This window comes from Nonomuraea dietziae (assembly GCF_014195505.1).
Taxonomy (GTDB): domain Bacteria; phylum Actinomycetota; class Actinomycetes; order Streptosporangiales; family Streptosporangiaceae; genus Nonomuraea; species Nonomuraea roseola.
The window spans coordinates 4,712,522-4,726,668 of the sequence record NZ_JACIBV010000001.1 but is presented as its reverse complement, the minus strand read 5'-3'; the positions used below and the strand labels follow the sequence as shown (position 1 = coordinate 4,726,668).

13 protein-coding genes are annotated in these 14,147 nt (G+C 68.9%); 7 read left to right on the top strand and 6 right to left on the bottom strand.

The window, feature by feature from the left end; genetic code table 11:
* Positions 1–161: 161 nt before the first annotated feature.
* Entirely contained in the window at positions 162–1,271 is a 1,110-nt protein-coding gene (serC, locus tag FHR33_RS22330; RefSeq protein ID WP_183651024.1) for a phosphoserine transaminase, read from the bottom strand.
* Positions 1,272–1,400: 129 nt separating this feature from the next.
* Positions 1,401–2,507, bottom strand: a complete 1,107-nt coding sequence (locus FHR33_RS22325; RefSeq protein ID WP_183651022.1) for a citrate synthase 2 — start codon at positions 2,505–2,507, stop codon at positions 1,401–1,403.
* 233 nt (positions 2,508–2,740) lie between these two features.
* Here FHR33_RS22325 and pdxH point away from each other — a divergent pair, with 233 nt between their 5' ends.
* The gene (gene pdxH, locus FHR33_RS22320; protein WP_183651019.1) at positions 2,741–3,382 is read left to right on the top strand and encodes a pyridoxamine 5'-phosphate oxidase; all 642 of its coding nucleotides are present in this window, start codon (positions 2,741–2,743) and stop codon (positions 3,380–3,382) included.
* Between the two features lie 10 nt (positions 3,383–3,392).
* The gene (locus FHR33_RS22315) at positions 3,393–4,625 is read left to right on the top strand and encodes an MFS transporter (RefSeq protein WP_183651016.1); all 1,233 of its coding nucleotides are present in this window, start codon (positions 3,393–3,395) and stop codon (positions 4,623–4,625) included.
* Here the strand turns inward: FHR33_RS22315 and FHR33_RS22310 are convergent.
* The gene (locus FHR33_RS22310) at positions 4,594–5,217 is read right to left on the bottom strand and encodes a UdgX family uracil-DNA binding protein (RefSeq protein ID WP_183651013.1); all 624 of its coding nucleotides are present in this window, start codon (positions 5,215–5,217) and stop codon (positions 4,594–4,596) included. The two genes, FHR33_RS22315 and FHR33_RS22310, sit on opposite strands and share 32 nt — an antisense overlap.
* A gap of 77 nt (positions 5,218–5,294) precedes the next feature.
* On the opposite strand from FHR33_RS22310, the gene FHR33_RS22305 reads away from it, so the two are divergent.
* The 3 genes from FHR33_RS22305 to FHR33_RS22295 all read left to right on the top strand — a co-directional run bounded on the left by FHR33_RS22305 (position 5,295) and on the right by FHR33_RS22295 (position 9,177).
* A complete protein-coding gene (locus tag FHR33_RS22305) occupies positions 5,295–5,999 on the top strand; it encodes an iron-dependent transcriptional repressor DtxR (protein ID WP_281388171.1) in 705 nt (234 codons plus the stop codon).
* 120 nt (positions 6,000–6,119) lie between these two features.
* Positions 6,120–8,348 (top strand): ATP-binding SpoIIE family protein phosphatase, encoded by a 2,229-nt coding sequence (locus tag FHR33_RS22300; protein WP_183651009.1) that lies wholly within the window; start codon positions 6,120–6,122, stop codon positions 8,346–8,348.
* A 16-nt stretch (positions 8,349–8,364) separates the two neighbouring features.
* Positions 8,365–9,177 carry an alpha/beta fold hydrolase gene (locus FHR33_RS22295; RefSeq protein WP_183651007.1) on the top strand — a complete coding sequence of 271 codons (813 nt, stop codon included), beginning with the start codon at positions 8,365–8,367 and terminating at the stop codon, positions 9,175–9,177.
* Here FHR33_RS22295 and FHR33_RS22290 read toward each other — a convergent pair.
* The gene (locus tag FHR33_RS22290) at positions 9,140–9,304 is read right to left on the bottom strand and encodes a hypothetical protein (RefSeq protein ID WP_183651005.1); all 165 of its coding nucleotides are present in this window, start codon (positions 9,302–9,304) and stop codon (positions 9,140–9,142) included. The two genes, FHR33_RS22295 and FHR33_RS22290, sit on opposite strands and share 38 nt — an antisense overlap.
* 15 nt (positions 9,305–9,319) lie before the next feature.
* Complete coding sequence (locus FHR33_RS22285; RefSeq protein ID WP_183651003.1) at positions 9,320–10,465, bottom strand: acyl-CoA dehydrogenase family protein; 1,146 nt, start codon at positions 10,463–10,465, stop codon at positions 9,320–9,322.
* Between the two features lie 116 nt (positions 10,466–10,581).
* Between FHR33_RS22285 and FHR33_RS22280 the strand changes: the two genes are divergently transcribed.
* Positions 10,582–11,055 (top strand): hypothetical protein, encoded by a 474-nt coding sequence (locus tag FHR33_RS22280; protein WP_183651000.1) that lies wholly within the window; start codon positions 10,582–10,584, stop codon positions 11,053–11,055.
* Here FHR33_RS22280 and FHR33_RS22275 read toward each other — a convergent pair.
* Complete coding sequence (locus FHR33_RS22275) at positions 11,052–12,482, bottom strand: ATP-binding protein (RefSeq protein ID WP_183650997.1); 1,431 nt, start codon at positions 12,480–12,482, stop codon at positions 11,052–11,054. The genes FHR33_RS22280 and FHR33_RS22275 overlap by 4 nt on opposite strands.
* Positions 12,483–12,753: 271 nt before the next feature.
* Here FHR33_RS22275 and FHR33_RS22270 point away from each other — a divergent pair, with 271 nt between their 5' ends.
* Positions 12,754–14,142 (top strand): hypothetical protein, encoded by a 1,389-nt coding sequence (locus tag FHR33_RS22270; RefSeq protein ID WP_183660640.1) that lies wholly within the window; start codon positions 12,754–12,756, stop codon positions 14,140–14,142.
* Positions 14,143–14,147 lie beyond the last annotated feature (5 nt).

Sequence of the window (14,147 nt, the reverse complement as noted above, 5' to 3'; positions counted from 1 at the left end):
GGGCGGCCCGGACACGCGACGAGCGCGTCACCCAGCTGATGCTCGAGGCGCTCGCAGCCGGCACCGACAGGCTGCCGGTGCCGGCCGGGTTCGCGCGGAGCGTCGGGGCCGGAGGACGCGCTCGCGTTGCCCGACGAGCTGTCCCGCCGGGCGAAGGACGGCTAGAGGCGCTCGACCACGTAGTCGATGCAGGTGGTCAGGGCCTCGATGTCGGAGGGCTCGATCGCGGGGAACATCGCGACGCGCAGCTGGTTGCGGCCGAGCTTGCGGTAGGGCTCGGTGTCGACGATGCCGTTGGCGCGCAGCACCTTGGCCACCGCCGCCGCGTCGACGGAGTCGCTGAAGTCGATCGTGCCGACCACCTGCGAGCGGAACTCGGGGGCGGCGAACGGCGTGGCGAACGACGACTTGTCCGCCCACGTGTAGAGGCGCTGGGAGGAGTCGGCGGTGCGCGAGGTCGTCCAGGCCAGGCCGCCGTTGCCGTTCATCCAGTCGAGCTGCTCGGCCAGCAGGAACAGCGTCGCCACCGACGGGGTGTTGTAGGTCTGGTCCTTGCCCGAGTTGTCGATCGCGACGGGCAGGCTGAAGAACTCGGGCACGTAACGGCCTGAGGCGGCGATCTCCTCGACGCGGGCCAGCGCGCGCGGCGACATGATCGCGATCCAGAGCCCGCCGTCGGAGGCGAAGCTCTTCTGCGGCGCGAAGTAGTAGACGTCGGTCTCGGAGATGTCGACGGGCAGGCCGCCCGCGCCCGAGGTCGCGTCGACCAGGACCAGGGCGTCGTCGCCGCCGACCCGCCTGATCGGCATCGCGACACCGGTGGAGGTCTCGTTGTGGGTGAGGGCGTAGACGTCGACGCCCTCCTCGGCCACGGCCTCGGGGTGGGTGCCGACCTCCGACTTGATGATCGTCGGCTCGCCGAGCCACGGCGCCTTGCTGACGACCGCGCCGAACTTGGAGGAGAACTCGCCGAAGGACAGGTGCTGCGACTTCTCGCGCACCAGCCCGAAGGCGGCGATGTCCCAGAAGGCGGTGGTGCCGCCGTTGCCGAGCACCACCTGGTAGCCCTCGGGCAGCGAGAACAGGTCGGCCAGGCCGGAGCGGACTCTGCCGACCAGGTTCTTGACCGGCTTCTGTCGATGGGAGGTGCCCATCACGCTCGCGCCTGAGGAGGCGAGCGCGGACAGCTGCTCAGGTCGGACCTTCGAGGGCCCGCAGCCGAAGCGGCCGTCGGCGGGCTTGATGTCAGCGGGAATCACGATGTCAGCCACCTGCCCAAGCCTACTGAGCCGTCTCGCATGGCTTGTCCTGGGTCCGGGATATGAGATTCGCACCCTCTTGGGGGGAAACGAGAAACGGCCCGCTGGAGGAATCAGCGGGCCGTTACCGAGGAAGAGGTGTCAGATGATGCCGACGACCTCGTCGGCGCCCGGCACGTCGCTCAGCGGACGCGTGGCGGGGCCCACGTAGTTCGCGCTTGGGCGGACCAGCCTGCCCGTGCGCTTCTGCTCCAGGATGTGCGCGGCCCAGCCGGCCGTGCGGGCGCAGGTGAACATCGAGGTGAACATGTGGGAGGGAACCTCGGCGAAGTCGAGGACCACGGCGGCCCAGTACTCCACGTTGGTGGCCAGCACGCGGTCGGGCTTGCGCGCGTGCAGCTCCTCGAGAGCGGCCTTCTCCAGCGCTGCGGCCACCTCGTACCGAGGAGCGTCGAGCTCCTTGGCGGTGCGGCGCAGCACGCGGGCGCGCGGGTCCTCGGCGCGGTAGACGCGGTGGCCGAACCCCATGAGGCGGTTACCGGCGTCGAGCTCGCTCTGGACGTACTTCTTGGCGTCGCCCAGCTTCTCGACGCCCTCGATCATGTGCAGCACGCGGGCGGGGGCGCCACCGTGCAGCGGGCCGGACATCGCACCGACCGCACCCGACAGCGCGGCGGCCACGTCGGCGCCGGTGGAGGCGATGACGCGGGCGGTGAACGTGGAGGCGTTCATGCCGTGCTCGGCGGCGGAGGTCCAGTAGGCGTCGATGGCCTTGACGTGCTTGGGGTCGGGCTCGCCGCGCCAGCGGACCATGAACCGCTCGGTGATGGTCGCCGCCTCGTCGACCCTGCTCTGCGGCACCATCGGCAGGCCGAGGCCGCGCGCGGACTGCGCCACGAACGACAGGGCCATGACCGACGCGCGCGCGAGGTCGTCGCGAGCCTGCGCGTCGTCGATGTCGAGCAGAGCCTTGAAGCCATAGGCCGGAGCCAGCATGGCCAGCGCGCTCTGCACGTCTACGCGGATGTCACCGGAGTGGACAGGGATGGGGTACGGCTCAGCCGGCGGAAGGCCGGGCTGGAACTTGTTGTCGACCAGCAGACCCCAGACGTGCCCGAACGGGACACGGCCGACCAGATCTTCGATGTCGACGCCCCGGTAGCGAAGGGCGCCCCCCTCTTTGTCCGGTTCCGCGATCTCGGTCTCGAAAGCCACAACGCCTTCGAGGCCGGGTTTGAAGTCGGACATTCTCGGCCGCCTCCCTTTCTTGCCGTGTGGGCAATCCGTACTCATGGTCGCGGCCCGCTTCGGAGTGTGTTCGCATCCCCGGAGCCCGTCCGCTTCTGTTGATGTCGAGATACCGGCGGGTCAATTTAACCCCCTACGTGAGCGTGCTTCGTCTTCGGGCACGCCGAAACCTCATCACTGCTGGTAGGGGGCAATGCGTGGGATCGCCACCAAGCGCGCAAGAATACCTTCTCGTGGATGCCACTTCGCTGGCGGGGCTCCGCCGTACCTATGAGGGCAGGCCGTTGCTCGAAACCGACGTAGCGGCCGATCCGATCACGCAATTCACCCGTTGGTTCGAGGAGGCGCTGGAGGCTGGACTGCCGGAACCGAACGCGATGGTGGTCGCCACCGCCTCGGCGGGCGGCAGGCCGAGTGCGCGCACCGTGCTGCTCAAGGGCTACGACGAGCACGGGTTCGTCTTCTTCACCAACTACGAGTCCCGCAAGGGCCGCGACCTGGCCGAGAACGCCCGCGCCTCGCTGCTTTTCCCCTGGCATCCGATCCGCCGTCAGGTCCGTGTCGAGGGCAGCGTGGCCCGCCTCGCCCACGAGGAGTCGGCCGCCTACTTCAACTCCAGGCCGTACGGCTCCCGCATCGCCGCGTGGGCCTCACGCCAGTCGGCGGTCGTCCGGTCGAGGGAGGAGCTCGACGCGCGCTACGCCGAGCTGGCCGCGCGCTGGCCGGAGGAGCCGCCCGTTCCCGACTTCTGGGGCGGCTTCCGCGTGGTGCCCACGGAGGTGGAGTTCTGGCAGGGCCAGCTGGAGCGGATGCACGACAGGTTGCGCTACCGGCGGGTTCACCCTGGTTGGGTCCTGGAGCGGCTCGCCCCCTAATGTGCCGTGAATGGCTTTCGGGGATTTCGTCGTCGACACGCGACCGCTCCGCGTGCCGGCCTACCGGCGCCTGTGGGCGGGACAGGCCGTCTCGCACGTAGGCGTCGCGGTGACCGTGGTAGCGGTCAGCCAGCAGGTGTGGGAGCTCACCCACTCCTCGTTCTGGGTGGGCATGCTCGGCCTGTCCAACCTGATCCCGCTGGTGGTCTTCGGGCTGTGGGGCGGCGCGGTCGCCGACGCCATGGACAGGCGCAAGCTGCTGATCATCGGCTGCGTGGTCGCGTGGGCGAGCACCATCCTCCTCGTGGCCCAGGCGATGCTCGGGCTCGGCAACGTCCACGTGCTCCTGGTCGCCGTCGCGCTGGGCGCAGCGGGGTTCGCGATCAGCTCCTCCACCAGAGGGGCGATCATCCCCAGGCTGCTCCCTCCTGACCTGGTGCCCGCCGCCAACGCGCTCAACTCGCTGGTCTTCAGCCTCGGCGCGGTCTTCGGCCCGATGATCGGCGGCGTCGTGCTCGCCACCGGCGGCTTCGGCGCCGCCTACGCCATCGACGCGGTGCTCTTCAGCGCGAGCCTCTACGCCGCGCTGCGGCTGCCGGCCCTCCAGCCGCTCGGCGAGGTGGTCCGCCCGGGAGCGAAGGCCGTGCTGGAGGGGCTGCGCTTCATCATGGGCAGCCCCGTCCTGCTGATGTCGTTCGTCGTGGACATCATCGCCATGGTCTTCGCGCTGCCGAGGGCGCTCTTCCCCGAGCTGGTCGCCGAGCGCTTCGGCGGCTCGATGATCGCCCTGGGCTGGCTGACGTCCGCGATGGCGATCGGGTCGGTGGCGGGCGCGCTGTTCTCCGGATGGGTCGGCAGGGTCAGGCGGCAGGGCGTCGCGCTGGTGATCGTCATCGCGGTGTGGGGTCTGGCCGTGGCCGCCGCGGGAATGGTACACGAGCTGTGGCTGGTGGTGGCGTTCATGGCCGTCGGCGGCGTGGCCGACGTGGTCTCCTCGGTGTGGCGGCAGTCGATCCTCCAGCTGCACGCGCCCGACGAGATGCGGGGCCGTATGCAGGGCGTCTTCATGGTGGTGGTCGCCGGCGGGCCGCGCCTCGGCGACCTGCGGGCGGGGGCCACCGCCACGGCCGTCGGGATGACGGGCGCGTGGGTGGGCGGCGGTCTCGCCTGCGCGGTCGCCGTCCTGCTGGTGGGTCTCGCCGTACCGGCCTTCAGGAACTACAGGAGCGGCGAGCGAGCCTGAGGTCCGACAGGAACCCCTGGTAGGCCTCGTCGCGGTCGGGGGCGCGCAGGACCGCCGACGGGTGGATGGTCGCCACGGCCAGCGCCTCGCCCAGCTCCAGCACCTCGCCCCGGTGCTGGGTGACCCTGAAGGCCGCGCCCAGCAGGGCTCGCGCCGCCGTCGCCCCGAGCACCACGACCATCTCCGGCTTCAGCAGGGCGAGCTCGGCGTTCAGCCACGGCTGGCAGGCCTCGATCTCGGCGACGGTCGGCTTCTGGTGGATCCTGCGCTTGCCCTTGAGCGTGAAGGAGAAGTGCTTCACCGCGTTGGTGACGTAGACCTCCTCCCTGTCGATGCCGGCCTCCTCGAGCCCCTTGTCCAGGATGCGGCCGGCGGGCCCCACGAACGGGGCGCCCTTGCGGTCCTCCTGGTCGCCGGGCTGCTCCCCGACGATCAGGAAGCGGGCGTCAGGCGGGCCCTCGCCGAACACGGTCTGGGTGGCGTCGCGATGGAGATCGCAACCCTCGCAGTGAGCCGCGGCGCGCCGCAGCTCGGGCAGGGTGAGCCGCTCGGGAAGGAACCGGGCCGCTCCGGTGTTTCCGTCCAATGCCATCGTCGGTCGTTCTCCCACTAGGGTTTCTGTGGCTTCTGTGCCCCATGACCGACGTAGCATTCAGGACGGGAGGAGCCTTGACCGCACACGGCTTGATCGACACGACGGAGATGTATCTCCGTACGATCTACGAACTCGAGGAAGAGGGGATCGTTCCCCTTCGTGCGCGCATCGCGGAGCGGCTCCAGCAAAGTGGTCCCACCGTCAGCCAGACCGTGGCGCGCATGGAGCGCGACGGGCTGGTCAGGGTGGAGGGCGACCGCCATCTGGCCATGACCGACCTCGGCCGCACCCTCGCCACGCGCGTCATGCGCAAACATCGCCTCGCCGAGTGCCTGCTGACCCAGGTCATCGGCCTGCCGTGGGAGGAGGTGCACATCGAGGCCTGCCGCTGGGAGCACGTGATGTCGGAGTCGGTCGAGGAGCGGCTGGTGAAGCTGCTCGACAATCCGACGGTCGACCCCCACGGCAACCCCATCCCAGGTCTGGAGGAGCTCGGCGCGCAGGGGCCACAGGGCGACGCGTGGCAGACCTTCCCTTGCATGGCTGACCTCGCAGGACCCAGAGAAGTACCCGTAGTCGTGCGTCGAATTAGCGAACAAGTGCAAAGCGATCCCGCTGTGATGCTTAAACTCAAGCAAGTTGGGATACAACCCGGACGCGAGGTGACGCTCGCGGCGAGCGACGACGGTGTGCGGGTGACAGGTGATAACGACGCGACAGAGACTCCCGCGGAGCTTCCGCGTGAGATCGCCGCGCACGTATTCGTCTCGATGCGCTGACGACGGCGCTGCTGCTTGGTTGAATCCCAGATGGGAGTCCCTCCACTCCCCGGACACGACTGTTGCAGGAGCGCCCGTGGTTCGCTTTGCGCACATGCCTCCCCGAGGAGTGGTCTCCGGATGAAACGCTGGGGGGATTTGTCTCAGGAAGCGGTCGACTTCTTGTCGGCGTCAGCGGTCCTCGACCACGCGGAGATGGCCGTCGTGGTGACGGATCGTTTCAGCAACCTCCTGTACTGGAATCCGTTCGCGGAGAAGTTGTTCGGGCGCCAGGGCAAGGGGTCGGTGCGGGAGGGCTCCGTCCTCTCGCTCGGCATCATGGAGAAGGATCACCCGCTCGCCGTCGAGCTCGCCAAGCACGTGCTCAAGGGCGGCGTGTGGGAGGGCACCTTCGACGTCAAGCGCGGCGACGGCACCATGATCTACGTCAGAGCCCAGGCGGTGCCGCTGCGTCACGACTCCGGGTCGGTGACGGGCATCGTGATCACCGCCCGCGAGGCCATGCGCAGCAACGAGCGCGAGAAGGACCGCTTCGGCCTGCTCGAACGCATCGGTGAGCGGCTGGCGGGCTCCCTCTACGTCGAGGAGACGCTCAAGCGGGTCGCCGAGATGCTGGTGCCGCAGTTCGCCGACCACTGCTTCATCGAACTGATGGAGGGTGAGCGGCTGGTGCGCAGGGTCTCCCAGCACGTGCAGGGCTGGAACCCGCCGCCCGACACCTGGAAGTCGGTGGGCTCGGAGATCCGCTATCCGGCGGGCCACTACGCCGACACCGCGATGCGCCGCCAGGAGACGATCCTGGTCGAAGACTTCGCCTCCAGCAATTTCCCCAGCCCCCACGAGGGCAGCGCCCGGCTGTGCGGCGAGATCGGCATGACCTCCGCGGTGGTCGCCCCGCTGTGCGTGCGCGGCGAGACGCTCGGCCTGATGTACCTCGGCCTGTCCAACCTCACCGACCGGCGCAGCCCCCACTACGACGCCTTCGACCGTGACTTCGTCGGCGCCATCGCCACCCGCGTCGCGCTCGCCGTCGACAACGCGCTGCTGTTCGAGGAGGAGCGGCACACCGCCGAGTCCTTCCAGAAGCACCTGCTGCCCAGGGCCCTGCCCGCGCTCGACGGCCTCGACATAGCCGTCCGCTACTACCCGGCGGCCCCGCTCGCCTCTCACGGCCAGGGCATCCAGACCCAGGTCGGCGGCGACTGGTACGACGTGATCCCGCTGTCGGCCGGCAGGGTCGGCATCGTCATCGGCGACGTGGAGGGCCGCGGCGCCAAGGCGGCGGCCATCATGGGCCAGCTGCGCGCCGCTCTGCGCGCCTTCGCCCAGGACGACAAGCCGCCCGCCGACATCCTGGCCAGGCTCGACGAGTGGACCCGCATCATCGCCACCCCCGAGCAGGACGAGTCGGGCGCCGACATCAGCGTGCCGCCCATCGTCACCTGCCAGTACCTCGTCTACGACGCCTGGTCGCGCCAGCTGTCCTTCGCCAACGCGGGCCACGCGCCCCCCCTGCTGCTGCACGACGGCCAGTGCCTGGAGATGAGCATCGAGGAGGTCGGCCAGCCCCTCGGCGTGCGTGCCAAGGGCATGCACGCCGATCTGGTCTACAAGGAGGAGACCCGCACGTTGCCGCCGGGCGCCGCGCTGGTCCTCTACACCGACGGCCTCGTCGACCGGCGTCCCGGTCGCGACTTCGGCGGCAGGATGCCCTCCGACGAGGAGACCCTGGGCATCCTGCAGGAGAAGCTCGCCGCCTGCACCAAGGAGAACGTCGAGCGCATCGCCGACACCGCCACCCGCGCGGTGCCAGGCGAGATCGACGACGACATGGCCATCCTCGTGCTGCGCGCCAGCCCCGTCGACCTCGACGTCGAGGAGCGCACCTTCCCCGCCCAGCCGATCATGGTCGGCGAGGCCAGGCGCATGGCGGCCGAGGCCTTCTCCGGGTGGAACGTGCCCGACGAACGCGCCGAGCTGGCCTGCCTGCTGGTCTCCGAGGTGGTCACCAACGTCGTCCTGCACGCCGCCACCGCGAGCATCCCGCGCAGGGAGCTGGTGGTCGAGGGGCCGCCGCTGCCGTTCGAGGAGTCATGGGACGTGCCGGGCTTCGAGGAGGAGCTCGTCAGCGACAAGGAGTTCACCCTCAGGCTGCGCAGGGGCGAGGAGTCGGTGTGGGTCGAGGTCTTCGACCAGGACCTGCGCCTGCCGCGCATCCGCAGCGCCGGCGAGAACGACGAGGGCGGCCGAGGGCTCTACCTGGTCGACCAGCTCGCCAAGCGCTGGGGCTCCAGACCCACCAAGGAAGGCAAAGCGGTCTGGTTCGAGATTCCCACGCGTAGCAGGTAGTGATTGACTCGTTGCCATGGAGCTGGCCTTCGAGCGGCGCGGTCACGGCCCGCCGCTGATCCTCGTCCACGGCATCGGCCACCACTGGCAGGCGTGGCTTCCGGTCATGGACCGCCTCGCCGCCTCGCGTGATGTGATCGCGGTGGACCTGCCGGGGTTCGGGAGGTCTCAGGGGCTGCCGCCCGGCACGCCGTACACGGCCGAGTCGCTGGCCGACGCGGTGGAGTCGTTCTGCGCGATGCTCGACGTGCGCGAGCCGCACGTGGCGGGCAACTCCCTCGGCGGCTACATCGCGCTGGAGCTGGCCTCCCGCGGAGTGGTCCGCACCGCCACCGCGATCTCCCCTGCCGGGTTCTGGTCGAGGGCGGAGCTGCTGTGGTGCCAGAGCGTGCTGCGCGCCATGCGAGCCTCGGCGGAGGGCGGCGCCGCTGAAGGGGCCGAGGCTCCGGGCTCTGGGGCGCTGTCGCGGCTGCTGGGCTCCGAGCCGCTGGGTTTCCTCGGCGCGGGCCTGCTCGTCGCCCATCCCTCGCGGCTCGGACGCGTCGCCCTGGCCGCCGCCACCGAGGCGCTCGCCTCGGCTCCAGGCTTCAACGAGACGCTCGACTCCTTCACGGGCATGATGCCGCCCGCGCCGCCGAAGTCGCCGATCACGATCGCGTGGGGTGAGCACGACCGGCTGCTGCTCCGGCGGCAGGCCGTACGGGCGGCCCGCTGGTCGAACCAGCGGGTGAAGCTGCTCAAGGGCTGCGGGCACGTGCCGATGAGCGACGACCCCGAGCTGGTCGCCAGGGTCATCCTCGAAGCGTCTGACCCCAGATCGCCAGCATGACGATGACGAAGACGACGACCACGCCGACGTAGCCGACGGGGCCGAGGCGCAGCGCTCTGCGCACGCGGTTGAGCGCCCAGGCGAACAGCAACGCCAGGAAGACCAGGAGGATCAGGCCGCCGTCCATATGAACCAGTATGGTCTAGAAGCCGAAGGAGCGGCCGATAATCTCCTTCATGATCTCCGTGGTTCCGCCGTAGATCGTCTGCACCCTGCTGTCCACCCAGGCCTTGGCGACCGGGTACTCCATCATGTAGCCGTAGCCGCCGTGCAGCTGCAGGCAGCGGTCGATCACCTTGTTCTGCAGCTCCGTGGTCCACCACTTCGCCTTGGCCGCGTCGACGGCCGACAGCTGCCCCGCGTTGAGCGCGACGACGCACTTGTCGACGAAGTGGCGGGCGATCTCGGTCTCGGTGGCGAGCTCGGCGAGCACGAACCTGGTGTTCTGGAAGCTGCCGATAGTGCGGCCGAAGGCCTGCCGGGTCTTGCAGTACTCGATCGTCTGCTCCAGCACCGCCTCCGCCGCCGCCACGGCCGCGACGGCGATCGACATGCGCTCCTGTGGCAGGTTGTTCATGAGCTGGAAGAAGCCCTGGCCGTCCTCCTCACCCAGCCGGTTGGCCACGGGCACCCGCACGTTCTCGAAGAACAGCTCGGCGGTGTCCTGCGCCTTCATGCCGATCTTGTCGAGGTTCCTGCCTCGGCCGAAGCCCTCCATGCCGCGCTCGACGACGAGCAGCGTCGTGCCCCTCGCCCCCGCCGAGGGATCGGTCTTGGCCACCAGCACGACGAGGTCGGCGTTGATGCCGTTGGTGATGAACGTCTTCTGTCCGTTGACCACGTAGTGGTCGCCCTCGCGCACCGCCGTGGTCCTGATGCCCTGCAGGTCGCTGCCCGCTCCGGGCTCGGTCATCGCGATCGCGGTGATCAGCTCACCGGAGACGAACCCGGGCAGCCAGCGCTGCTTCTGCTCGTCGTTGGTGAGGTCGACCAGGTAGGGGGCCATCACGTCGTTGTGCAAGGAGAAGCCCAGGCCGGACGCGCCGGTCCTGATGATCTCCTCGACGATCACCGCGTTGTAGCGGAAGTCGGTGATGCCCGCGCCGCCGTACTCCTCGGGCACGGAGAAACCGAACATGCCGAGCTCGCCGGCCTTCTTCCAGACCTCCCTCGGCACGATGCCGTCTTTCTCCCACTGGGCGTGGTGGGGGAGGACCTCGCGGGCCATGAACTCTCGGACGGTCTCCTGGAAGAGCAGGTGCTCCTCCTCGAAGAGGTCTCGCTGCATCAGTCGCCTCCATGCTGGGGTACGGCAACAGAATACAATTCTGGTCATTCGTACGGCAGGCGGAAACTGTCGGAGCGGCTCCCTAGAGTGGGCCACCCCCCGACAAGGAGCAGACGTTGAGCCCTTCCTCCGACGGCCGTCACGACTTCGACTTCATCTTCGGCGACTGGCGGGTGCGCAACCGCAAACTCGTCGACGTCACCGACCCCGCCTGCTCCGAGTGGGTGGAGTTCGAGGCCACCGCGCACGCCGAGCCCATCCTCGGCGGCCTCGGGCACATCGACCGCTTCCACGCCGACACCTTCGAGGGGTTCACCCTCCGCCAGTTCGATCCGGAGGCCGGTGTGTGGCGCATCTGGTGGGCCTCCACCCGCCAGCCGGGGCAGCTCGACCCGCCGGTGGAAGGAGCCTGGCGCGACGGGCGCGGCGAGTTCGTCTGCGACGACGTGCTCGGAGGGCTGCCGGTGAAGGTCCGCTTCGAGTGGACCCGCCCGACACCCGAGACCGCCCGCTGGGAGCAGTCGTTCTCCTACGACGAAGGGGCGAGCTGGCGCGCCAACTGGACCATGGACCTGTCCCGCCCCGCCTAGCCTGAGTACAGCTCCTCCAGGCCGAAGGTCCGTGCGCCGGTCAGACCCTGGTCGAATCCGGCCCCGCCGTACAGGGTGAGGGCGGTGTCCCGCACGTCGTATCCCTTCGCGGCGAGCAGGTCCCGCGCCCGCCCGAGCCGATCGACGTGACCGCTTCCCATGCGGGTGCCCCACTTCACTTCCCCGAGCGAGAGAATCCTGCGCGGCTCTCCTGCCTCGGTCGCGGCGAAGACGGCGACATCCACCTCTATCTGGCTACGGCGGGCTGTGTCGGCCACCACCCCAGCGCCGACCTCGCCCGGCAGCTCGCCGAAGAGCGACTCCGTTCGCGCGAAGGAGCGGCACATGTCCTCGAAGTGAGGACCGACCACCTGAGCGGTGAACCGGGCGCGCGCATCCCGCCACACGGCCCCCGCTCGGCCGCTCTCCAGCAGGGACCACCGGGGGCGCATGACGACCTGGTAGAAGCTGATCAGCGGCTCGCAGACACGGTAGACGGAACGGCCGGGGCGGAAGACGTCGATCTCGCGACGCAGCAGACAGCTGTCCTCGAGGACGTTGAGGTGGTGGCCGATGTCGGCGGCCTTGCGACCGATGTAGCCGGCTATCCCACCTCGGGTCGCGTTGCCGTTGGCGACAGCGGCGAGCACGGAGTGGTAGAGGGCGGTGTCCCGTACATCCGCCTCCTCCTCCATGAGATAGCGGGCTTCGCGGAACAGGGGCGTGCCAGGATCCAACACGGTGCTTTGCACCCAGTCGTCGAAGTCTCCCAGCTCCGAAGGGGTCTCGTCGTTGACGAAGCGCAGATAGGCAGGTGTTCCGCCGACCACCGTGTGAACGAGCACGGCGAGCCGGGGATCGTCGAGGCGCCAGTATCGAGCCGCAAGCCGGTAATCGAAGGGACGCACGACCAGTTCCATCGAAGCACGGCCACGAAGAGGAGCGCTTCCCGAGAGCAGGCCGCCCATGACCGACATCGCCGAGCCGCACAGGAGTAGGGAGACAGGAGTCTCTCTCGAGACGGCACGGTCGATCTCGCGCTGGATGATCGAGGGCAGTGCGGGCGAGACCTTGCTCAGATAGGGGAACTCGTCGATCACGATCAGGGCGCGTCTCTCGGCACCGATCGCGAAAAGCTGCCTGATCGCCTCATCCCAGTCGGCGAACCGGTAGGGAACCGCAGCTTGTGTGTAGTCCGCCAGTGCTTGGGAGAACAGGCGAAGGGACTCCGTCTCTGTCGCCTCTGTCGCGCCGAAATAGAGCCCTCCGACCTCTCTGGCGAGCGCCTCGATCAGGAACGTCTTTCCCTGTCGCCGACGCCCGCTCACGACACCCAGTTGGGGCTTCGACGCTGTCCGCTCTGCGAAGGCCGACAGATGGCGCCACTCGAAGTCCCGTGCGAAGACACGCTTCGGCTTGGGGATCATGCCGCTCCTTAAAGATAGGAGTACACTTCGCCGAACTATACTCCTATCTCTCCGAGGTGGCCGGAGGCGTGCGCCAGCGTGATCGATCTGAGGGACCGAGCGGGGCCAGCCAGTCCCGAGCACAAGGTCGGACACGGGTTCATCACAAGTGTCGCCGGATGCCGGTTTTCTCCTGTGTAGCAGGTGATTGAAACCTTAAGATCTGCTCTTGGTTTCTGGGAGATCGGAGTGTGCCGTGGCTCGGTGGCGCAGCGCTTTAGCAGCCGGATCGGTGGGGCTTACCGCAGCCGCCTGCGTGCTGTTGCCGACGGCCCCCGCCTCGGCGGCCCCCGCGGATCTGGTCATCGACTACGAGTGCTCGGGTACCGGCCCGTCCAGCATCGCGAAGTACGCGCCCGTCCGGCTCAGGACCAGGTTGACGTTCGCGACCGACCTCGTCGTCGGCGGGGCGCTCGACCTCAAGTGGTCGCTCGCCTACAAGGACGCCAGCCGTTTCACCTCGCCCGGCTACTACGCCGGCGGCTCGGTGATGAACATCATGGGCAACGTCCAGATCGCCGGTGCCTGGCAGAACATCCTGCAGCCAACGGGTGCGACCACGATCGCGCAGGGACTCCAGTACGACAAGGAGCTGCCGCTGCCCGCGGGGATCTCCGACCCGGGGCTGCTCAACAAGCCGGGCGTGATCAAGATCGAGCCCAAGGACATCGTCGTCGACTTCGCGCCGCCGAACGGTGAGGCGAACGTCAACGACGGCAACGACATCGACAACCCGCGCGGCCACGTGATCACCTACGGGCCCGGCTGGACGCCGTTCGACGACCGTCCGAGGTCGGAGAATCACATCCACAACGACTACCACGAGACCTCCAGCCAGTACGCCTGGGCAGAGCTCAAGTTCGTCGGCACGGGTGTGCAGTACGTGGGGCCTCGAGACCACGAGGGCGGTCCGGTCGAGATCGAGCTCGACGGCGGGGTGCGGGGGTCCGTGGACCCCTCGAAGAACGCCATCGGCGACCCGGTCAACGAGGTGCACAACGGCGGGCACACGTTGTGGGAGCTGAACGGGCTCCCGTACGGCGAGCACAAGATCAAGATCACGAACGCGTCGACGAGGAAGGCGTGGCTCGACGCCTTCCGGGTGATCACGAACAAGGACGCGGTGCCCACGGACTTCCACCGGGCCACCTGCAAGATCGTGAGCGGCCCGGTGTCGATCGACGTGACGGTCAAGGACAGACCAGGTCCGTCGCCGACGGACACGCCCACCACGGGGCAGCCCTCGCCGTCGGTCACGCCCAGCAAGTCACCGACTTCCACGCCGACGACCACGCCACCCGGTCAGAACAACAACAACGGCAACAACAACCACCACGACGACAGGACCGTGGCCGACAGACTCGTCACGGTTCACGGCAACGTGGCCACCACCACCCCCACCGCCACGCCCAAGCCGTCTTCGGGGCCGACCGCGACCAACTACGTCGCGGCCCAGGTGAAGAAGACGCCCTTCGGCGGTGTGCCGTCCGGGGAAGCGCCCGTGGCCTTGCAGCAGCCGTACGCCCTGCTGGCAGGCGGGTCCGTGCTGCTCCTCGGGAGCGCGGCGGGCGGGGTCGTGATGAGACGGCGGCGCGCCGCGCACGCCGGGAACCGGCGTTAGAGGGA